The sequence below is a fragment of the Corynebacterium drakensteinense genome (assembly GCF_041224285.1).
Lineage (GTDB): Bacteria > Actinomycetota > Actinomycetes > Mycobacteriales > Mycobacteriaceae > Corynebacterium.
Genome location: NZ_JAXOFP010000006.1, coordinates 13,547 through 34,199, shown reverse-complemented (window position 1 = coordinate 34,199; position 20,653 = coordinate 13,547). Strand labels below are relative to the sequence as shown.

Annotated in this window: 16 protein-coding genes, 1 tRNA gene and 1 pseudogene; 12 read left to right on the top strand and 6 right to left on the bottom strand. The window is 56.3% G+C overall.

The annotated features are described in order from the left end of the window. Positions 1-57 precede the first annotated feature (57 nt). The 7 genes from U1140_RS04875 (at position 58) to cynS (ending at position 6,315) form a co-directional block, all read left to right on the top strand. Positions 58-1,641 (top strand): SLC13 family permease, encoded by a 1,584-nt coding sequence (locus U1140_RS04875; protein ID WP_369846414.1) that lies wholly within the window; start codon positions 58-60, stop codon positions 1,639-1,641. 159 nt (positions 1,642-1,800) lie between these two features. After that, positions 1,801-1,873: transfer RNA gene (locus U1140_RS04870), tRNA-Arg, on the top strand. Positions 1,874-2,149: 276 nt separating this feature from the next. After that, complete coding sequence (locus U1140_RS04865; protein WP_369846413.1) at positions 2,150-3,151, top strand: siderophore ABC transporter substrate-binding protein; 1,002 nt, start codon at positions 2,150-2,152, stop codon at positions 3,149-3,151. Between the two features lie 9 nt (positions 3,152-3,160). Next, on the top strand, positions 3,161-4,102 hold the full coding sequence (locus U1140_RS04860; protein ID WP_369846412.1) for an ABC transporter permease: 942 nt from the start codon (positions 3,161-3,163) through the stop codon (positions 4,100-4,102). Continuing rightward, positions 4,092-5,057 (top strand): iron chelate uptake ABC transporter family permease subunit, encoded by a 966-nt coding sequence (locus tag U1140_RS04855; protein WP_369846411.1) that lies wholly within the window; start codon positions 4,092-4,094, stop codon positions 5,055-5,057. The genes U1140_RS04860 and U1140_RS04855 overlap by 11 nt, the downstream gene beginning before the upstream one ends. Continuing rightward, complete coding sequence (locus U1140_RS04850; RefSeq protein ID WP_369846410.1) at positions 5,054-5,812, top strand: iron ABC transporter ATP-binding protein; 759 nt, start codon at positions 5,054-5,056, stop codon at positions 5,810-5,812. The genes U1140_RS04855 and U1140_RS04850 overlap by 4 nt, the downstream gene beginning before the upstream one ends. 44 nt (positions 5,813-5,856) lie before the next feature. Further along, on the top strand, positions 5,857-6,315 hold the full coding sequence (gene cynS, locus U1140_RS04845) for a cyanase (protein ID WP_369846409.1): 459 nt from the start codon (positions 5,857-5,859) through the stop codon (positions 6,313-6,315). A gap of 73 nt (positions 6,316-6,388) precedes the next feature. On the opposite strand, the gene U1140_RS04840 is transcribed toward cynS, so the two are convergent. Further along, positions 6,389-8,362, bottom strand: a complete 1,974-nt coding sequence (locus U1140_RS04840; protein ID WP_369846408.1) for a heavy metal translocating P-type ATPase — start codon at positions 8,360-8,362, stop codon at positions 6,389-6,391. 43 nt (positions 8,363-8,405) lie between these two features. On the opposite strand from U1140_RS04840, the gene U1140_RS04835 reads away from it, so the two are divergent. Together U1140_RS04835 and U1140_RS04830 are read left to right on the top strand one after the other, a co-directional pair. Then, the gene (locus U1140_RS04835; RefSeq protein ID WP_369846407.1) at positions 8,406-9,146 is read left to right on the top strand and encodes a class I SAM-dependent methyltransferase; all 741 of its coding nucleotides are present in this window, start codon (positions 8,406-8,408) and stop codon (positions 9,144-9,146) included. Positions 9,147-9,203: 57 nt separating this feature from the next. Continuing rightward, positions 9,204-9,890: a lysoplasmalogenase family protein gene (locus tag U1140_RS04830; protein ID WP_369846406.1), complete on the top strand. Its 687-nt coding sequence runs from the start codon at positions 9,204-9,206 to the stop codon at positions 9,888-9,890. Between the two features lie 522 nt (positions 9,891-10,412). On the opposite strand, the pseudogene U1140_RS04825 reads toward U1140_RS04830, so the two are convergent. Next, a pseudogene (locus U1140_RS04825) lies at positions 10,413-10,565 on the bottom strand (type IV toxin-antitoxin system AbiEi family antitoxin domain-containing protein); the annotation flags it as partial. 183 nt (positions 10,566-10,748) lie between these two features. On the opposite strand from U1140_RS04825, the gene U1140_RS04820 reads away from it, so the two are divergent. Then, entirely contained in the window at positions 10,749-12,014 is a 1,266-nt protein-coding gene (locus tag U1140_RS04820) for an arginine deiminase (protein ID WP_369846405.1), read from the top strand. Positions 12,015-12,054: 40 nt separating this feature from the next. Here the strand turns inward: U1140_RS04820 and U1140_RS04815 are convergent, their stop codons facing one another. From U1140_RS04815 to U1140_RS04805, 3 genes are all read right to left on the bottom strand, one after another. Beyond that, positions 12,055-12,831, bottom strand: a complete 777-nt coding sequence (locus U1140_RS04815) for a DUF542 domain-containing protein (RefSeq protein WP_369846404.1) — start codon at positions 12,829-12,831, stop codon at positions 12,055-12,057. A gap of 75 nt (positions 12,832-12,906) precedes the next feature. Then, a complete protein-coding gene (locus U1140_RS04810) occupies positions 12,907-13,401 on the bottom strand; it encodes a type II toxin-antitoxin system death-on-curing family toxin (protein WP_369846403.1) in 495 nt (164 codons plus the stop codon). A gap of 6 nt (positions 13,402-13,407) precedes the next feature. Beyond that, a complete protein-coding gene (locus tag U1140_RS04805; RefSeq protein WP_369846402.1) occupies positions 13,408-14,088 on the bottom strand; it encodes a Panacea domain-containing protein in 681 nt (226 codons plus the stop codon). 224 nt (positions 14,089-14,312) lie between these two features. Here U1140_RS04805 and U1140_RS04800 point away from each other — a divergent pair, with 224 nt between their 5' ends. After that, positions 14,313-15,560, top strand: a complete 1,248-nt coding sequence (locus tag U1140_RS04800) for an ATP-binding protein (RefSeq protein WP_369846401.1) — start codon at positions 14,313-14,315, stop codon at positions 15,558-15,560. Here U1140_RS04800 and U1140_RS04795 read toward each other — a convergent pair. Beyond that, on the bottom strand, positions 15,506-17,044 hold the full coding sequence (locus U1140_RS04795) for a dicarboxylate/amino acid:cation symporter (protein ID WP_369846400.1): 1,539 nt from the start codon (positions 17,042-17,044) through the stop codon (positions 15,506-15,508). The two genes, U1140_RS04800 and U1140_RS04795, sit on opposite strands and share 55 nt — an antisense overlap. 304 nt (positions 17,045-17,348) lie before the next feature. Here U1140_RS04795 and fdnG point away from each other — a divergent pair, with 304 nt between their 5' ends. Further along, positions 17,349-20,648, top strand: coding sequence for a formate dehydrogenase-N subunit alpha (gene fdnG, locus U1140_RS04790; RefSeq protein ID WP_369846399.1), 3,300 nt, complete (start codon positions 17,349-17,351; stop codon positions 20,646-20,648). Positions 20,649-20,653: the final 5 nt, after the last annotated feature.

The window sequence follows — 20,653 nt, the reverse complement described above, 5'->3', positions numbered from 1 at the left end:
TGGGTTAGGATTTAGGGGCACTAACCCGTATGACGTAGAGCAAGAAATGGACTCATTATGAGGACGCCCCAATTACACGAGAGCACCTCGAAGGCCGAAGGCCAGGATTCTGAGGTCCGCGAACGTCGTGAAACCACCCGCCAGTACACCGGCTTGCTCGTCGGTATTGCCCTGGCGGTGTTGGTGTATCTGATTTTCCCATCGAATGCAGTGGAAACACTCAGCCAATCCGCTGGTGCTGACCCAGAAGCTGAGTATAGTGTGCAGTCGCTGCGGATTGTTGCCGCGATAACGGTGCTGATGGGCACCTGGTGGATGACTGAGGCCATCCCGCTGGCTGCCACGGCGATGGTGCCATTGGTGGTGTTCCCACTATTCCAAGTTGGCGAATTCTCTGACGTCGCTACGCCTTATGCTTCGGCCACAATTTTTCTTTTCCTGGGTGGCTTCCTGATTGCACTCGGTCTGCAACGTTGGAACGTGCACCGCCGCATCGCGCTCATGGTGGTGTTGTTGGTGGGCACCTCCCCGAAACGGTTGATTTTGGGCTTCATGATCGCGACCGGGTTTTTGTCCATGTGGGTTTCCAATACCGCCACGGCCGTCGTCATGCTGCCGATTGGTATGTCCGTGTTGCAGCTGACCGCAGAGGTGGTCGGCGGAATGCGTAAGCAAGCGAAGTTTGCCACCGGTCTGATGCTGGCTATTGCGTATTCGGCATCGATCGGTTCGCTGGGTACCTTGATCGGTACCCCGCCGAACGCGCTGCTGGCTGGTTATATGAGCGAGGCGCACGGCTACACCATCGGGTTTGCGCAGTGGATGATGGTCGGTATGCCGATCGCGGTGGTTTTCGTGTTCATCGCCTGGGCGGTACTGATCACGGTGTTCAAGCCGGAAATGACGGAAATCCCTGGTGGCCGTGAGCTGATCAAAAAAGAGCTGCACGAGATGGGCAAGTGGACCGGCCCGCAGATCGGCGTCAGCATCATCTTTGTGCTTGCTGCGTTGGCGTGGATTTTTGTGCCACTGATTCTGGATCAGTGGTTGGGCATTGAATCGGGCTACCAGGACGCCATCGTCGGTATCGCTGCGGGTCTGTTGATGTTTGCTCTCCCGGCAGATAAAAATGGCACTCGATTGATGGACTGGAAGACAGCCAACGAGCTGCCGTGGGACGTGCTGCTGCTTTTCGGTGGTGGCCTGGCGCTTTCTTCAATGTTTACGAAGACTGGTTTGTCGTTGTGGATCGGTGAGATCGCCAAGGGGCTGGGCTCGTTGCCGCTGTTCCTGTTGATTTTCGCGGTCGCTGGTCTGGTGCTGATCTTGACGGAATTTACTTCCAACACGGCAACCGCGGCGACGTTCCTGCCGATCATGGGCGGTGTCGCTGTAGGTATTGGTCTGACGGCGAATGCGGAACATAACGTGCTGGTGCTGGCCATTCCGGTGGCGCTTGCTGCAACCTGCGCGTTCATGCTGCCGGTGGCCACCCCGCCGAACGCAATCGCTTTTGGTTCCGGCTACGTGCGCATCGGTGACATGATCAAGGGTGGTGTCTGGCTCAACGTCGTTGCCGTGATCTTGACGACGCTGGTGGTCTACTTCGTGGCGATACCGGTCTTCGATATCGTGCTGTAGTTGCGCCTTAGCCGTGCTGTAGCCGGGCTCTAGTTGTGCGGTAGCGTTCGCGTTTATGCGCTCTGTACTGGGGATTTGGCAAAAACGGGGATGGTTAGTAAAGTATGTTCTCGTTGCACAGGAGAGCAATCGAAAGATTTTCTCAGAGTGTAGCGGGAAGCGCCCGTAGCTCAACGGATAGAGCATCTGACTACGGATCAGAAGGTTGGGGGTTCGAATCCCTCCGGGCGCACACAGAAAAACCCGGATTATCACTATAGCGTGGTGATAATCCGGGTTTTCGTCTGCCTCTCTTCAGGGGGGGGTAATTTTGAATTTTCGTTTAACTGTTGCGACGATAATCCGCAATAGAAGTGCGGGTTTTAGCGCGGGTTATTTATTTATGTTCTGTTGACTATCTCGCAAGGCTACGATAATTTGCTTTATGTCAGGTTAATCTAAGAAACCTGTGATGACATTATGATAATTTGCCGGAACTCGCAGTGAGAGTTCAGGAGGAGACCGATTAATGACTAAGACGACCGCGAAATTAGTGAAAACTATTGCGACTGTCTGTGCCGCCGGATTGGTAGTGGCAGGGTGCAGCAGCGCTGATGAGGCAAACACTACCGGTGAGTCCAATACGAGCGCTGATTCTGCTGCTTCTGCAGAAGGCAAATTTACCGTCACCGATAACAACGGTGAGGTAGAGCTGGACGCCATGCCAGAAAAAATTGTTGTCTTGGACTATTCCGTCCTGGACGCGATTGATTCTCTGGGCAAGGGCGATTCTGTCGTGCTCACTCCTACCAACAACAATCCACCAGCGTTTGCAGAAGAATATGCTGATACTGCAGAGGCCGGCGGAATGAGCGAGCCAGACTTGGAGGCTATCGCTTCTGCTGAGCCAGATGTCATTCTGATGGGTGCGCGTACTGCTCGCGAACCATCCCTGGTGGAAGAGCTGGGCAAGATTGCTCCCGCTTTGGACTACTCCACCGACTACACCGAGGGCAGCTTGGACCTGAACCTCGAGACCGCCCATAACTTGGCTGGTCTGTTCGGTAAGGACGTGCAGAAAGAAGCGGACGAAAAGATCGAGGCTATCCAGAAGCGAGCCGACGAACTGAAGGAGAAAGTTGAGGCTGAAGACCTGAACGCTCTGATCCTGATGACGAACGGTGGCGAGACCCACGCTTTCGCTCCGGGTTCCCGTTTCGGCGCGATTCACAATGCATTCGGCTTCAAAGAAGCTGCAGAAGTAAAGATGGATGGTCGCTACGGTGAGGTCGTCTCCTTCGAATACATTGCGGACGCTGACCCGGACTACATCTTCGTCATCGACCGTGACGCAGCCCGTGGTTCTGATGAAGCTACCGCCGAGGCAACCCTGGATAACCCACTGGTTCAGGGCACCAAGGCAGCGGAGAACGACAATATCGTCTACCTGTCGCCTGAACTGTGGTACTTGATGGGCGGTGGCATCAACAACGTTGACGCCATGATCGACGAAGTCGAAGCAGCGCTCTAGTATTTCCTGATGAAACTTTTGCACCGTTGGTGGGCTATGCCCCTGGCCATAGGCATTCTCATTGCCTTGTCAGGGGCTAGTATCATGATTGGCGCTGCTGACTTTGACTGGGAGCTACTACGCCAATCACGCTTGCCTCGCACAGCCGCAGTCCTGCTGGCTGGGTCTGCGCTAGCGATGGCTGGTTTGCTAATGCAACTGCTGACACAAAACCGCTTTGTGGAACCATCGACTGTCGGTACCACAGAATCAGCCGCGCTTGGTTTGCTGTTGATCACTATCTTTGCGCCAACCGCGCCTATTTTTGTCAAAATGGCGGTCGCTTGTGTGGCTGCTATCGCCGGTACAGCGTTGTTCATTTTCACAATCGGTCGCCTGCGTCACCGCAAGGGCTTCATCGTGCCGTTGGTCGGCATCATGATCGGTACCGTTATCGGTGCGATCTCGACGTTTATTGCCCTGGACGTGGATCTCATTCAGTCTCTTAATGCCTGGCAATTAGGCTCTTTCGCCGGCGCAATCGTCGGGCGTTGGGAGCTGCTGATGTTGGTCGCGGTGATGCTGGTGATCTCTTATTTCGTCGCCGATCGGTTCACCTTGTTGGGGCTGGGTAAAAGCTACGCCATTAACGCTGGCATTAACTTCAAACGCACAGAAACCCTCGGGCTGGTTATTGTGGCGATTACCGCGGCGATCGTTGTTACGGTAATTGGTTCGTTGCCATTTTTGGGTTTGGTGGTGCCCAACATAGTCTCACTGTATTTCGGGGATAATGCGCGACGCTCCCTGCCATGGGTGATGATCCTTGGCGCCGGTTTTACTTTGGTCTGTGATCTAGCCGGACGCCTGCTGCGCTATCCATTTGAAATTCCGGTGGGTACGGTCGTCGGCGTCGTCGGTGGTGCGATCTTCTTGGTCATTTTGCTCCGGAGGCATCAGCATGCACGCTAACCACAAACGCACACTGACGTTGTCTATCCTGCTCGTTCTAGCGCTGGTGAGCTTGGGGCTGTTCCTGGCTTGGGATTTGCCAAAAGCGTGGCAGTGGGCCCTGGAACGCCGCGCCTACATCGCTGGTGGGCTCATTGTCGTCGCTACATCCATCGGCTTGTCGACGGTGTTGTTTCAGACTATTACCGCCAACCGAATTTTAACCCCGTCACTGATGGGCTTTGATGCCCTTTATATCCTGCTGCAAACCGCGTTGGTGTATTTCTTTGGGCTCAGCGCGCTTTCGCCGTGGGAAGCACGGGGGCTATTCGCGGTGGAAGTTGGCATCATGGTTGGCTTTGCCATCCTGCTGTATGCACTGATGTTCCGCGGCGGTCGTACCAGCTTGGATCTGTTGTTACTGGTGGGTATCGTTTTCGGAGTCTTTTTCCGTAGCGTGTCCTCGCTGCTGCAGCGTCTGATTGACCCCGGCTTACACGCTGCGCTGCAAGATAGATTTTTCGCGAATTTTAGCTACGTCGACAAGAATTTGTTGTGGGTGACCACCGCGCTGACGCTGGGCTGCGCAGCGGTGATGTGGAAGAAGCGCCGCATTTATGACACTTTGCTGCTGGGCCGGGATATTTCGGTGAATCTGGGAATCAATTACCGACGCGAAGTCATTATCACTTTGGTGTTGATCGCGGTGCTGGTGTCTAGTTCAACGGCGCTCGTCGGCCCGGTGTTATTTTTCGGTTTGTTGGTTGCGCACCTGTCGTACCAGCTGATGCGCACTGATCGTCATGCGTGGACGCTTCCTGGCGCCGTGCTGATTGGTATCACCGCGTTACTGGCCGGCCAGTTTATCTTGGGCCAAGTCTTTGCGTTTAACACCGCGCTGTCAATTATCATCGAACTCCTCGGTGGGCTGGCCTTCTTGTACTTGTTGCTCCGGAAAGGTGGAATCAACAAATGATCCGCATCGAAGAAGTCACCAAACGCTATGACGAGCACACCGTCGTCGATAATATTTCCACCACGATCCCGCGTGGTAAATTCACCTCGGTAATTGGGCCGAATGGTGCGGGTAAGTCCACTCTGCTGCAGATGATCGCTCGCCTGGAATCAATTACCGAAGGTGCGGTGCTGGTTGATGATCTGGACGTATCCACCACTCCAGGCCCAGAGCTGGCACGCACTATGGCGATCCTGCGGCAGGAAAACCACCTGGTGGTACGCCTGACGGTACGGGAGCTGGTGGAATTCGGGCGTTTCCCTCACACGCAAGGCCGACTGACTGCAGACGATAAAAAATACGTCGATGACGCCATTGAACAGATGGGCCTGGAGCACATGGCCGATCATGCGTTGGATGAGTTATCCGGTGGACAGCGGCAACGGGCTTTCGTCGCCATGGTGTTAGCACAGGATACTGACTATATTTTGTTGGATGAGCCGCTGAACAACCTGGATATGCGTTATGCAGTGTCCATGATGAAAATGCTGCGTAAAGCTTGCGATGAGCAGGGGAAAACCATCGTGGTGGTGATCCATGACATTAATTTTGCGGCGGCGTATTCGGACCACATTATTGCACTGAAGCATGGCCAACTTGTGCATGCGGGATCGCCTGGTGAGATCATGAATAAAGAAGTCATGCGCTCTATTTACGACATGGATATGCAAATCGAACTGTTTAACCAGAACCCGGTGGCTATCTATTTCCGCTAAGCTTGGGGAGGAGTCACGAGTAAAACCGGCTGTGAGGAGCTCGCATGTTATCCAAGCAAGACGCAGGCATCATCATCGATGAAAAGCGCCAAGAGAAAGGCTTGAGCTGGTCAGAGCTTGCCGAGCGCGCCCAGCGCCCGAATGTCTGGCTGGTTTCTGCTGTGTTGGGCATGCACCCAGTGCCAGAAGACGTTGCGGAGTTTTTACAAAATGAACTCGAGCTTGACGACGAGCTGGTCAAGGCTTTGCGCCGCCAACCAACTCGCGTTCCGGAGCGCGAAATCGCCACGGACCCCACCATTTATCGCTTTCATGAACTCATCGACGTCTACGGCCCGGCCCTGAAGGCGTTGATTCATGATGAATTCGGCGACGGAATCATGAGCGCGATCAACTGCAGCCTTGATTTCAAGCGCGTGGAACACCCTGGTGGAGACCGCGTACACATCACTATCGACGGCAAGTACCTGCCGTATGACTGGGTACAGTCGGATAAACAGTAACCAAGCAGCGGCAAGCAACAGGCGCTAACTAGCCAGCTGCAACCATCCAGCTGCAACCAGCCAGCGATGGGTTTCATTTTTGCGGGCGGGAGGGTGTTTTTACCAGCCCCGCCCGCAAACCGTTGAGTATCACGATGACTTCGGCTACTTCGTGGATCAACACCACGGCGGCTAGGCCGAGCACACCAATCAGTGCCAACGGTAGCAGCACGGTGATGATGGCGAGAGAAAGCGCGATATTTTGGTTGATGATCGCCCGCCCGCGTCGCGCGTGGCGTAATGCTCGTGGTAGAAGCGTCAAGTTATCGCTGCCGAGCGCGGCATCGGCTGATTCCACTGCGACATCTGAGCCTGTCGCACCCATAGCGATACCCACATCTGCCGCGGCTAATGCCGGGGCATCGTTAATGCCATCTCCGAGCATCACCACGCGCCGCTGACGTGCAAGTTCAGTGACCGCAGCCGCCTTATCCCGTGGCGACAAGCCAGCGCGCACATCGCCAATACCTGCCGCGGCTCCCACCGCCTTAGCGGTACGCACGTTATCCCCGGTCAGCATCGTGATGCCGTAACCGTCGTTGGCAAGCTGCTTGACGACGTCCGGGGCCTCCGCGCGTAACTCGTCGTGGAGAGCCACCGCGCCGATGGTTTTCTTTGAGTGTTGGACGATAATGACCGTCTTGCCGGCAGATTCCAGCTCTGTGACCTGCGGTTGCAGCGCTCCCGGATCCAGCCAACGCGGATTTCCTACCGCTACCAGAGTGCCGTCGATGATGCCGCTGATGCCAGAACCTGCGTGTTCGGTGATCTCGGAGGCAGCGCCCAGCTTTGTCTCGTCTGGCTGACCAGCGTGGGTGATCGCCGCGGCCAACGGGTGCGTGGAGTGGGATTCGAGTGCGGCTGCTAGCTGCAGCACCGCCTCAGGGCTGCTGGCGTCGGTGGCCGCAATATCGGTAACAGCGGTGCGGTTTCGCGTCAGCGTGCCCGTCTTGTCGACGGCAATCTGGTTGATCGCGCCGAGCTGTTCAAAGGCAGCGCCAGATTTAATAATCACTCCCATACGGCTGGCTGCACCGATCGCGGAAACCACGGTAACCGGCACAGAAATCGCCAATGCGCACGGTGAGGCTGCTACCAACACCACCAGGGCACGCTCGATCCACACGGCGGGGTCGCCAAAAATCGATCCCACTAGCGCGACCGCCAGCGCCAAGATGAGCACCCCCGGAACCAGCGGGCGGGCCAGACGGTCAGCGATGCGTGCACGCTGTCCCTTTTTCTCGTTAGCGTTTTCTACGAGACTGACCACGGTGGTCAGAGAATTATCCGTGCCAGCTGCAGTGGCCTCGACCTGCAAGGTGGAATCCACCGCGATGGAACCAGCCAAGACTTCGTCGCCGGGGCCGACCTGTACCGGCATGGATTCGCCGGTGATTGCAGAAACGTCCAGATTGGCAGACCCAGAACGCACGATGCCGTCGGTAGCTAAGCGCTGGCCGGCTGCCACGAGCAAGAGCTGGCCGGGTTGCAGGGTGGAGACCTCGACGTCGATGGCGCGCGGGGTGTTGTGTTCAGGTTCATGAGTGTGGTCGCTGACGAGCACGGTGGCGGTTGTCGGGATCAGCGATAATAGCGAGCGCAGCCCGGAGTGGGCTTTATCCATCGCGCGGTCTTCCAAGGCTTCCACGATGGAATATAAAAACGCCAGGGCAGCGGCTTCTTCTACATGCCCCAGAATGACGGCGCCGGTGGCGCTGATGGTCATCAACAAACCGATGCCAAGTCGCCCGTGGCGTAGGAGTCCGCGTAAGGCCCCGGGCGCGAATTGCGAGGTGCCTGCTAGCAACGATGCCCAGAACAGTGCCGGGGCTAGCGCGTCGGCACCGGCGCCGTCGGCAAGCCAAGAGACCAACAGCCCGGAAAGTAAAAGAATGCCCGCGCTCACAGGGATGAGTAGGCTGCGATCACGCCACCACGGGTGGTCGGTGTCTTCTGTGCTCGCAGAGGTTGTGCTCGCGGAATGCTCGCAGCCGCAGGCCTGGGTCATCGGTAAAATTCTCCTAGAGGTATTCGTGCGAAAGGACTCTGCAATGCACACTGACAACGCACATATTGATAACGCACATATTGGCAGGGCACACACTAGTAGCGCACACACTGGCGCTTATCACCACAACGACGATAACGCGACAGAAGGAAAAGCGCTTGCTGATAACGCGCCCGGTGGCTCCGAGGATGCCAACCAGCATGCCGCGACAGCCGCGGCGATGGAGGAGCGTTATTCCAGCAATGAGCGCGTATGGTCGGGGGACCCTAATGCGGCTCTGCTTCATGCGCTCGCGAAAATGGGCCCGGATGCACAGGTGCAGCCAAGCGCGACCAGCCCGCGCACCGCGTTGGATATTGGCTGTGGCGAGGGAGCAGACGCCGTGTGGTTGGCGCAGCAGGGCTGGAAGGTGACTGCCATTGATCATGCGCCCACCGCTGTGCGCCGCGCGCAGGAATTGGCGGCGGAAAACGACGTGCAGATCAACGCGCGAGTAGTGAGTTTCCAGGACTTCGACCGGGCCATGTTTGACTTGGTCATCTGTTTTTTCGGGCAGCTTAGCGACGAGGATGTGCCGAAGCTGGAATCGCTGGTGGCCCCGGGCGGCTGGCTGATTTTCGTGCATCACGATATGGAATCCGAGAAGTACCTGATGCCGGCGCGCCTGAAAGAGCAGCTGACGGAGTTGGAGCTTGTCGACGACTACGTGTTTGAAAAGAACCTCGAACGTGGCGGCGGGGCGCACCATCACCGCGATCTGGTGTTGCGCGCCCGGCGTCGTTAATCAGTACGGCGTTAAGTAACACGGCGCTAAAACGTGAAGCAGGATACACTGCAGAGCATGCGCATATTATCCCAACCTGAACGGCTGTTGTTTGCTACAAGCTCGACGATTGCTACCGCTGCCGCGGCTACTGAGCGGCACCGGTTGCTGCGGGTGTTTAAACCGTTAATCGGGGTTTCGCTAGCGGGTACGGTTGCGCGCGGTTGGAGGCGTCGGCAAGCAATGGATAATGCGTTATTGCTGGGTGCTGCGGCGGGGTCTACCTGCGGTGATGTGATTCTGCAGAGCCCGCAGGCGTTGGGCGAGGATGCGAAGGCCTCTGGGAAAAGTCTGAACGCTGCGGCGGTGGCTTTTGGGGTGGCGCACGCGTGTTACCAAGCCACAGCGTGGCGGCAGGGGGCTCGTGTGCACCCGGGGGTGCTGGCCGTTCATGGCGCCGGGCTGGTGGGGTTGGCGAGCCAGGCTGCCCGGCATGATCCACGCGTGCTGCCTGCAGCTGCCGGGTACGGTGGCTTGGTTGCGATGACCTCAGTGTTGGGCACGTCCGGGGTGTTGGCGGCGCGAAATAAAAATTCCCGCTTTGCCGCTGGCTCTGTGCTGTTTTTAGTGAGTGATGCGCTGATTCTGCTGCGGCGTATGTACCTGCGCGGAGCGTTGCCGCGCGCGGTGGCGGAGGCCGGAGTGATGACTACTTATACGATTGCCCAGCGCTTGCTTATCGACGGCCTCGATTCGAGCCAATAAAACGTCAAGTTGGTCGAGTAAATCAGCTTTGTCCTCAATAGGCATGGCCTCCTGTTGAAATTCATCGAGAAGGTCTCTGCCTGAATTGGAACGGTAATAAGCTGCGAACGGGTCTAGATACGATGCAAGGTTTTTGAAACGAACTCCCTCCTTTCTTAAAGCATCCGTAGCTAGTGTGGCTAAGTAGGATCGCTCGATTTTGTTTGCCGCAAGATCGGCAACGGTACGTTCTACTGAGGTGATTGGAAGTCCAGCGAGGTTAGAAATTTCTGCTTCTGAGATTTTTCGGTTGATAAAGATGCGGATGTCATCTTGGTTAGTTTGTTTACGAGTTGCAACAGAAAAAGTGTGCTCCTGGGGAATGAGGTCGCCGATTTGATGCAAAAGTGCAGCAGATTCATGAGAGACAACAATCGGTGAAGGGCTGTCCCAGCGTTCGGTGATATAGGTACCAGGCTCAAGACTAATCCATGCTGTGCGGATTTCTAGATCAGCGTTAAATTGTGTGGAGGGAAGAAGATAGACACCACGACGAACCCGCTGAATTACGCCTTGTTCTGCAAGGCGTCCTAATTGTAGTCGTGTAATACCTTCTCGGTGGGCTTGTGCTGTAGTGATGATTCCCCATTGATCGGAAGCAGCGGTCTCAAGAATTTCGAGAACTTCAGCGCGCATCATCGTCTTAGCAATTCCTTCACTTGTATCGCCACAATGCTTCAATTGTATCGGTCAAGATGATACAAGACAAGATATAGTGTGAGAATATTTGATACAAGTGGAGATGAACCCTTACGCCACCACCGATCTGTTCTCAATGGTTAAATAGAACACAAACATATCGCGTACAAGGAGACTGCCATGCCGTTGCCACACAGCACCACTACTCCCGAGAACGGCGCATTCTCCGAGGTCGGTACGCTGCGCGAGGTCATGGTGTGCGCGCCAGGGTTGGCGCATAAGCGGCTGACTCCACGAAACTGCCAAGAGCTGCTTTTCGACGACGTCATGTGGGTCGATAAAGCCCGTGAGCATCACCAGGAATTTTGCGATCTGATGCGGGATCGTGGAATCGCAGTGTTGGAAATGCATCAGCTATTGGCAGAAACGCTGGATACTGCTGCTGGCCGCGAGTTCATCCTGGATTTTAAATTGGCCGGCAAGATGGTGGGATCCGGTATTGCGTTGGATTTGCAAGACTGGTTTGCTGAGCTCAGATCGCAAGAATTAGCGGAATATCTCATTGGTGGTCTGCCGTATGCGGAGATCCCCACCGGGCTGGGCCACGGTGAAATTGATGCTTTGCGGGCGGCGCACCGTCCGGAAGAATTCGTGTTTTCGCCGCTGCCAAATACCTTGTTTAGCCGTGATAATTCGGCGTGGATTTATGGCGGGGTTTCGCTGAACCCGATGTATTCGCCAGCACGGCATCAGGAAACCGCGTTGACGCGAGCGATTTATCGTTTTCATCCACGTTTTGCGCACGCAGATTTTCAATTTTGGTACGGCGATAGCGATATGGACCCAGGCCTGGCTTCATTGGAAGGCGGCGACATCATGCCCGTGGGTGCTGGCGTGGTGCTGGTGGGGATGGGCGAGCGGACTTCCTGGCAAGCAGTGAGCGAATTAGCGGCGAACTTGTTTGCCGAGCAGGCGGCAGACAAGGTGATCGTGGCTGCGATGCCGGCCGATCGCGCGTCGATGCACTTGGATACAGTTTTTACTTTTTTGGATGTCGATAAGGTGACCGCGTATCCACCGGTCGTCGATAAGATCCGCCCAATTGTGCTGCGCCCGGGGGATGCTCCGACGGGGCTGGATGTGGAAGTCGTCGACAAGAATTTTATCGAGGTCGTACGTGATGCGCTGGGACTTTCCTCGCTGCTGGTAGTAGAAACCGGCGGAGATTTTTATGGGGCGGCCCGTGAGCAGTGGGACGATGCCAATAATGTGGTCGCGCTAGAGCCTGGAGTGGTGGTTGGCTATGACCGAAATACCTATACCAACAAGTTGATTCGGGAGGCAGGTGCGGAACTTCTGGAGATCGGCTCGGCAGAACTGGGGCGTGGCCGCGGTGGTGGGCACTGCATGACGTGCCCGATCACGCGCGACCCGGTGGGGTATTAGGTTCTGGGAATGCTATTCCCGCACAAGCCTCGACCGCAGCCTAACCCAGTGCTTTGCTGTATTCCAGGGCCTGCGGGAATAGCTGGTTGTTCTCCTTGTGCACGTGTAGGTGCAGGTCGCGGCGGAATTTCGCCAGGCGCTCATTCATCATCTGATACGACGGGCAGGCGTCGTCGGGCGAGGTGAAATCGTCGGTGAGTTCCGCGATGGTGCGCATGAGCATCCCGGCGGCGTCATGTTCGGACATAAGTGCGCGTAGTTCGTGGTCCAGGTTGGTGGCCGCGGTGCCGGTGCGTTCCATGGCGGAAATCGCGGGGAAGACGAAGCGTTCTTCGCGGCTGAGGTGCTCGGACATTTCCTCGACGACGGTGTCGAAGAATTCTTTTACTTTTGCCAGTTCCGGGTGTGCATCGCCGTGCACACGGGCGACTTTGTGCACGAGTTCCTGCAATTCCGGCATCTCGAGCCAGCAATAGGAGTGGTGGATGTCGACGATGTCGTGCGCTTGTGCAGACAACACCCGGGCGTTGGCACGCTGTGTAGCCTCATCGCTGTGCTTGTCGACGCTTGCTGCTGTGGCTGCTGCCTCCGGGTTGGCGTCGGCATGAGCCTGCTGGTTGGTTGGTAACTGGGCATCCTGCAGTGTGCTGATGAGGTGCTCGACGGGGATTTCTGCATCTTGGGCTGCTTGCTGCAGGGTGCGGTGGCCGTTGCAGCAGAAATCGATGCGGAATTTTTCGAAAATCTGCGAGTAGCCATAGTCGGTGTTGACGATCTCGCGCAGGGTGGTCTCGGGGTGAAATTCCAGCGTGTTCATAGTTTCAATTTTACTCTGGTGGCTCGGAGTCGTCGCTGTGATTTTATGCGGCTAGCGGCTGTGGCTAAAGGCCGCTTAATTGTCGTGAGCCGGGCCAGGCCGTCGTGCTGGCGCTGTAATGTTGGGTGCAGTCCAAACCTTGAATTGCAAGCTCGTTTTCTTAATTATTCGTTCTTTCTCGGCGGAGCTCGTCACTATATCTTCTACGAATTTGACGACCTCTTCATCGTTGTTTGGTGAGAGATTAATTCCGTAAGCATCAAGATAAGTGAGTGCGAGATGTAGTCCTGTGCGCTTGTTACCATCGGCGAATGCGTGTCCTTTCGCTATATTCACGAGTAACGCTGCTGCACGGTCATAAAAGGATGGATACAAAGACTGCCCGTAGACAACTTGGAACACTGATGCGACGGCTGATTCTAATCGATCGTTATTAACCGAATAGCCGGAATATTCTTGCAACGATCCGTCGTCTTTTTGGCGAGTGCCACATTCTTTGTTGATTTCTCGGGCGAGATCAATGAAGAATGCGGCTTCGATTTCTTCACGGCTTTGTGAGGGAGCGGGCATTGCGTTTTACCGTGTAGCGAGCAGCTCGAAAACGGAATTCCACTCTTTGCTAATTTTTGCGGCAGACTTTCGGAAGTCGGCTAGGGATGGTGCAGGGTCGCGAGATCCCTGAGCCGGCATTTGCGGGGAAGGTTTCCCAGATTGAATATGGTTGGCGAACTCATCATGAATCGTTTGTATGCTCATCACTTTGTTACCTGGCTCCTCACGGTTCAGTGTCACCCTTGTATCCTTCCAAGCTGCGCCATGGCTCAACTCTGACAAGTCGGTGGATTTCTGGTTACCGTAAAATTCCACGGTGCGCGCGACGACGGCAGCTTCGTATGCAGAAAGGCGCGCCGATTCCCCGCCCGGAACCTCAGCTACCGTGTAACCCTTGGCCACTGCCTCGGTGTGGTGGCGCAGCAGTTGGCAGACAGGGCCGTGGCGCCAGCCTTCGAATTCATCGGAAAACAGGGGCTTGCCAGTCCATGCCAAATGCCAGCCTTGGGAGAAATAGCACAGCTTGTACAGCTTCATCTTGTCGACGCCAGGAAGCAGTTCGGTGATGCATTGACCTACATCGAGGATTGTCGCCATCGTCGCCTCCTTGTCTGCCGTTACTGCGGCTTCCGCGTCTTCTGGACCTTCTAGGGTTGTTGGTTTGTGCCCTTGCGTGTCGTTTCGGCGTGGGCGTTGCGAAACCATTACTAACCATTACTTAGGTACTTAGGTCAAACGCTAGCAAAGATCCAGAATGGGAGTGCTGGAATGTGCTTAATATCGAAAAGTCATTCGTTTGATTCTTCGCCGTCATATAGTGACCATTACGGCGCAGTATGGAAAATAAGTAGCGTAGAACGGGTAAAATAAGTAGCGTAAGTCGCGGAAAATTCGACCGATAAAATACGGAAAATAAGTAGGATTAAACAGTGGATTATTTATTTCGAGCGATTGACCAGCAATTAGATACCTTATTGCCGTTTGCGTCAGCGGTGGCGATTGATGGCCCGAAGGGTGTGGGGAAAACGGAGACTGCACGTCGTCGCGCAGAAACAGAAATTCGATTAGATACGACGACTGGCCGTGAGCGCCTCAGGGCAGATCCAGGGTTCCACTCATTCGATGAAGGCACGATTCTGCTTGATGAGTGGCAAAAGCATCCCGAAAGCTGGGATTATGTCCGCCGCGCGGTCGATGATGGGGCTGGGGCCGGAAGGTTTTTATTGACGGGGTCGGCGACGCCGCAAATAGGAGTTGATACGCACAGCGGGGCAGGGCGGATTTTGAGCGTACGCATGCGCCCGCTTGCGCTCTTCGAACGGGAGGGCATAAACCCGTCTGTGAGATTATCCGAACTCTTCGAATCCCGCGCGCAAATATCGGGGGACAGCACGCTTTCGCTGAACGATTACATCGAGCACATCGCCTGTAGTGGGTTTCCCGGAATTTATCGTGCGCCAGAAATTGTGCGTAATGAATACTTGGATTCTTATATTGAGCGAATTGTTGACCGTGATCTTCCCGATCAGGGTTATACAGCGCGAAACCGCGATGGTTTGTTGCGGTGGTTGACGGCGTATGCCGCTGCGAGTTCTACTACCACTGGGTATTCAGAAATTCTTGATGCAGCTACGCCGGGTGAAGGGAAGAAACCGGCTAAGTCCACGACCATGACTTACCGGGAAAAGCTTTCGGAGATCTGGATGCTTGATCCAGTCAAAGCCTGGTCGCCGCAGCGGGGGGCTTTCGCAGGATTGGCACGAGCGCCAAAACATCAGCTTGCAGACCCAGCCTTGGCGATGCGGCTGTTGCGGATACCGCGCGCGAAGCTGAATACTTCGCGGTTTGCACATTTTTTGGGGCCTTTGTTTGAATCTTTGGCCACGTTATCCGTTCGGGTTGCTGCCGAATCGCTATTTGGAAGCGTTGCGCACTGTCGTACGGCAAAAGGTGATCACGAAGTAGACCTGATCGTGCAAAACCAGGATGGTGATGTCATCGCCATTGAGGTGAAACTAGCTGCGCATATCAATGACGATGATGTGGAGCACCTGCATTGGCTCAAGGAGAAACTAGGTGAAGACCTGGTGGATATGGTCGTAGTAAACACCGGTGAGCATGCTTATCGACGTGATGATGGGGTTGCTGTCATCCCATTAGATCTGTTTGGCGCATAAAAATCCTCACTAGCCTCAGCACGGGCCCCAGCACCAGCACCAGCCGGTGCGGCGGAATCGTAGTTCCGAGCGTCGTCATCCAGTGAAACATTGTCTAGCGAGTCATCATCCTGCGCGTCGTCATTCAGCAGGTCGTTGACACCGTTTTCGGCAGCATCCCATACATCCATGTCTTGGATGCCGGCGCGCTTGGCGACGACGGTTGCAGCCAGAATCTGACCGGTGACGTTCAGCGCGGTACGGCCCATGTCGACGATGGGTTCGACGGCCAGCAGCAAGCCCACGCCAGCCAGTGGCAGACCCAGCGTCGACAAGGTCAGCGTCAGCATGACGGTGGCGCCGGTGGTGCCCGCGGTGGCTGCGGAACCAATGACGGAAACAAAGATGATCAGCAGGTACTGGGTGAAGTCCAGGTCTATGCCGTAGAACTGGGCGACGAAGATTGCGGCGACGGCAGGGTAGACCGAGGCGCAGCCGTCCATCTTGGTGGTTGCGCCCAGCGGAATGGCGAAGGAGGCGTACTCGCGGGGAACGCCCACGGCGCGTTCGCTGAAGCGTTGCGTTGCTGGCATGACGCCCATCGAGGAACGGGTGACAAAGCCCAAGGAAATAACTGGCCAGATTCGCTTGTAAAAACCAAAGACTGGGATGTTGTGTGCCTTCATGACGGCCGGGTAGACCACCAGGAAAACCAGGGCCAGGCCGATGTAGACTGCGAGCACGAATTTGCCTAGTGAGCCCATTGCGTCCCAGCCGTAGGTGGCGACGGCTTTACCAATCAGTGCGGCGGTGCCGATAGGCGCCAGGCGGATGATCCACCACAGCACTACCTGGATGACCTTCAAGAAGGATTCGGTAAACCGCAGGAATGGATCCGCGGCCTTGCCTGCTTTCACCGCGGCGATGCCAATGGCCAGGGAAATGACCAGCAGCTGTAGGGCGCCGAAGCTCAGTGAAACTTCGCCGTCGCTGACCGACGCATTCAGCCCGAAGAAGTTCTGCGGCAGCAATTGCTCGAAGAAGGCCGTCCACGAACCCATGCTGGATGGGTCTTGGGCCTGCGAGGCATCCACGCTGGTGCCGACGCCCGGCTTCAGCACCAGGGCGACGACGATGCCGACGATAACGGAGAAAAACGCGGTGATCGCGAACCACAGCAGCGTGGAAAATGCGAGCGATGCGGCGTTGGTGACCTTGCGCAGGTTCGCCACAGAGGTAACCACTGCGGCGAAGATCAGCGGTGGCACCATGACTTTCAGCAACTGCACGTAGGCGCTGCCGACGTTGCTAAGAATGCTGGTCAGCCAGCCCGGGTTTTCCGGGTCGGTGTCCATGGTGGAGGCAACTAATCCTAAGATCACGCCGATGATTAAGCCGGCGATCACTTGTGCGCCGAAGCCGGTGGCCCAGCCGGGGAGCTTGTGCTTGGTTTCTGTGTGCTCGGGCGTGCTTGTCGACGCCTGCGCGGAGTTTTTGTGTGCCATAAGTGTCCTTAGCGCGTGAGTTTAGAGGGCTAAATTTCGTTCGTTGTGAACAGATCGGTCTATTCTTTGTGAACCATTCTGTTCAACAGTGTTTCCTTGACTGTACTCCCCCTAGTTTTCGGGGCGCAACACGACACGAAAATATATTCTTATGTAAAAACAGAAGTGTCCGTGACCTGCTGTGATGGCCCACACAATAGTCTCGGGGTGTGATACTCGGCAGAGCTTCGCGGCTGGATCTAATTTTCTAATGCCAAGGCTTGCCTTGCTGGATTTTTGGCCCTGCGCGGAATACATTAAATGCATGTCTCGTTTTAGCCCCCTCAACTGGCCCGTTGTGCGCCAGATCCGCGGCAGAGACCCTTTTGGTAGGGACGTCAACACGCAGTCGCAAAAAAGCAAAGACACGCGTGGTCGCATCGAGGAGGCAGACCGGGTGGTCCAATCCGTCTGTCCGTATTGCGCGGTGGGCTGTTCGCAGCGCATTTACGTCAAAGACGATCGGGTCATCCAGGTGGAAGGCGACCCAGACTCGCCGATTTCCCGTGGCCGGTTGTGCCCGAAGGGCTCGGCTTCTGAGCAGCTGATTAACTCTGCGTCGCGGTTAACCACGATCAAATACCGCGCGCCCTATTCCACCGAATGGCAGGAATTGGATGAAGATACCGCGATGGACATGATCGCTGATCGTTACCTGGAAGCCCGTCGTAACGGCTGGCAGGATACTGACGACGAAGGTCGCAGGCTCAACCGCACCATGGGCATCGCCGGGCTGGGCGGTGCGACGCTGGATAACGAGGAAAATTACCTGATTAAAAAGCTGTTTACCGCTACTGGCGCGATCCAGGTAGAAAACCAGGCGCGCATATGACACTCCGCCACAGTTCCTAGTTTAGGAACTTCCTTTGGCCGCGGCGGTGCCACGCAACCGCTGCAGGATATGGCGAACGCCGATTGCATTGTCATCGAGGGTTCGAACATGGCGGAATGCCACCCGGTGGGTTTCCAGTGGGTAGTGGAAGCGAAAAAGCGGGGCGCCCGCATCATTCACGTCGACCCGCGCTACACGCGCACCTCGGCTTTTGCGAACCGCCACATTGGTATTCGCGGCGGCACTGACGTTGTGCTGTTGGGTGCATTGATCAAGTACATGCTGGATAATGACCTGTACTTCCACGACTACGTCGTTGCTTATACCAATGCGCCGATGCTGGTTTCTGAGGACTACCAGGACACTGAGGATCTCGACGGACTGTTTTCTGGTTTTGATCCACAAACCGGCAAATACGTCACCGATACCTGGCAGTACGAGAGCAAAGACGACGGCTCGTCCTGGAACGTGGAACGCGATGACAGCCTGCAGCACCCGCGCAGTGTGTTCCAAATTCTGAAGCGCCATTTCGCGCGCTATACCCCGGAGTTGGTGGAAGAAACCTGTGGCATCTCGCAGGAAGATTTCTACTACCTGGCTAATTCGATCGCGGATAACTCCAAGCCGGATCGCACCACGTGTTTTGCCTACGCGTTGGGCTTTACCCAGCACACGTTGGGCGCGCAGTTCATCCGCACTGCCGCGATTTTGCAGTTGCTGATGGGTAACGTGGGCCGCCCGGGCTCTGGCATCATGGCGTTGCGCGGGCACGCCTCGATCCAGGGCTCGACAGACATTCCGACGTTGTTCCATTCCCTGCCGGGTTACTTGCCGATGCCCAGCGTCGACAAGCAAAGCTGGCAGGAATACTGTGACGAGATTCGGGAGGACTCGCAGAAAGGCTTCTGGCAGCTCGGTGAGAGCTACGCGGTCTCATTGATGAAGTCCTACTGGGGCGATGCGGCGACGGCGGAGAACAACTGGGGCTATGATCTGATGCCGCGGATTTCCGGTGCGCATTCCACCTACCAGACGTTGGAGGCGATGCTGGAAGGTGCTGTGGAAGGTTACCTGGTCTTTGGGCAGAACCCGGCGGTGGCGCAATCCAACGGTGGTATGCAGCGCCGTGGTTTGGCCGCGCTGAAGTGGCTGGTCGTGCGCGATTTCCAAGAGATTGAAACGGCGTCATTCTGGAAGGATGCGCCAGAGATCAAAACTGGCGAGCTGAAAACCGAGGAGATCGGCACGGAGGTCTTCTTGCTGCCTGCGGCCACGCACGCGGAAAAAGCCGGTACGTTCACGCAAACCCAGCGCATGCTGCAATGGCGTTTCAAAGCCGCGCCTTCGCCGGGCGATGCCAAGAGCGATTTGTGGTTCTTCTACCAGTTGGGCAAGAAGATCAAGCAGCGCCTGGCGGATTCGACGGATCCACGAGATCTGCCGGTGCAGAAACTCACCTGGGATTACGTGGAAACCGAGGAAGGCGAGCCGAACCCGGAGGATGTGCTCAAAGAGATCAACGGCTACTACCTGGATGGGCCGCACAAGGGTGAGTTGTTGCCGAGCTACACGGAGATGAAAGCCGACGGCACCACCTCGGGCGGCTGCTGGATTTATACCGGCGTGTACAAAGACGGCATCAACCATTCGCAAAAGAAGGTCCCGGGCCGTGAGCAAAACGAGGTCGCGCTGGATTGGGGCTGGGTCTGGCCGTCGAACCGCCGCATCTTGTATAACCGTGCCTCGGCCCGCCCAGACGGAACCCCCTGGTCAGAGCGCAAGAAGTACGTGTGGTGGGACAAGGACGCTGGCAAATGGGTTGGCGACGACGTGCCGGATTTCCCCGTGGACAAAGCCCCGGACTACAAGGCGCCTGCCGACGCCGTGGGCCCGGACGCACTGGATGGCACCGACGCTTTCATCATGCAGGCCGACGGGCGCGGTTGGTTGTTCGCGCCTAGCGGTCTGTCGGATGGGCCCTTGCCGACGCACTACGAACCGCACGAATCGCCGGTGGGAAATATCCTGTATACCCAGCAACAATCGCCGACGCGCATGCCGATCAAACGGGAGGATAACCTCTCGCGTCCGGAGCCGGGCAAGCCAGGATCCGAGGTCTTCCCATTCGTCTTCTCTACCTACCGGTTGACGGAGATGTATACCTCGGGTGCCATGACGCGACGCCTGCCGTACCTCGCAGAGCTGCAACCGGGCTTGTTCTGTGAAGTGGATAAGGATCTAGCCGCCAAGCGCGGGCTGGAAAACGGCGAGTGGGCGACGATCATTTCTCCGCGTGGCGTGATCGAAGCGCAGGTGCTGGTCACTGACCGCATACAGATGATGCAGATCAACGGCGAGGAATTCCACCAGATTGGCTTGCCGTTCCACTATGGTGACTCGGATACCACAGCAGTTGCTGGTGACGGTGCTAATGATCTGCTGGGGCTGACGCTGGAGCCGAACGTGTTCATCCAGAATTCGAAGATCGGTGCCTGCGATATTCAGCCGGGCCGACGCCCCCGCGGGCAGGCGCGCCGGGATTTGCTGGTGGAATATCAGCGGCGTGCGCAGCTGACCGTGGACAGTGGTAACGAGTTGCTTACCGGCGAGGACGGCGGTGTGTCCGATGCTGCTTCGGAGCAACAACGCCTGGATGCCGTCGGCAAGTCTGAGTATGGGCCGGAGAATCGCGCTGACCAGCACAACCCCGATGAGAGCGAAGAAGGGAAGTAAAGGAC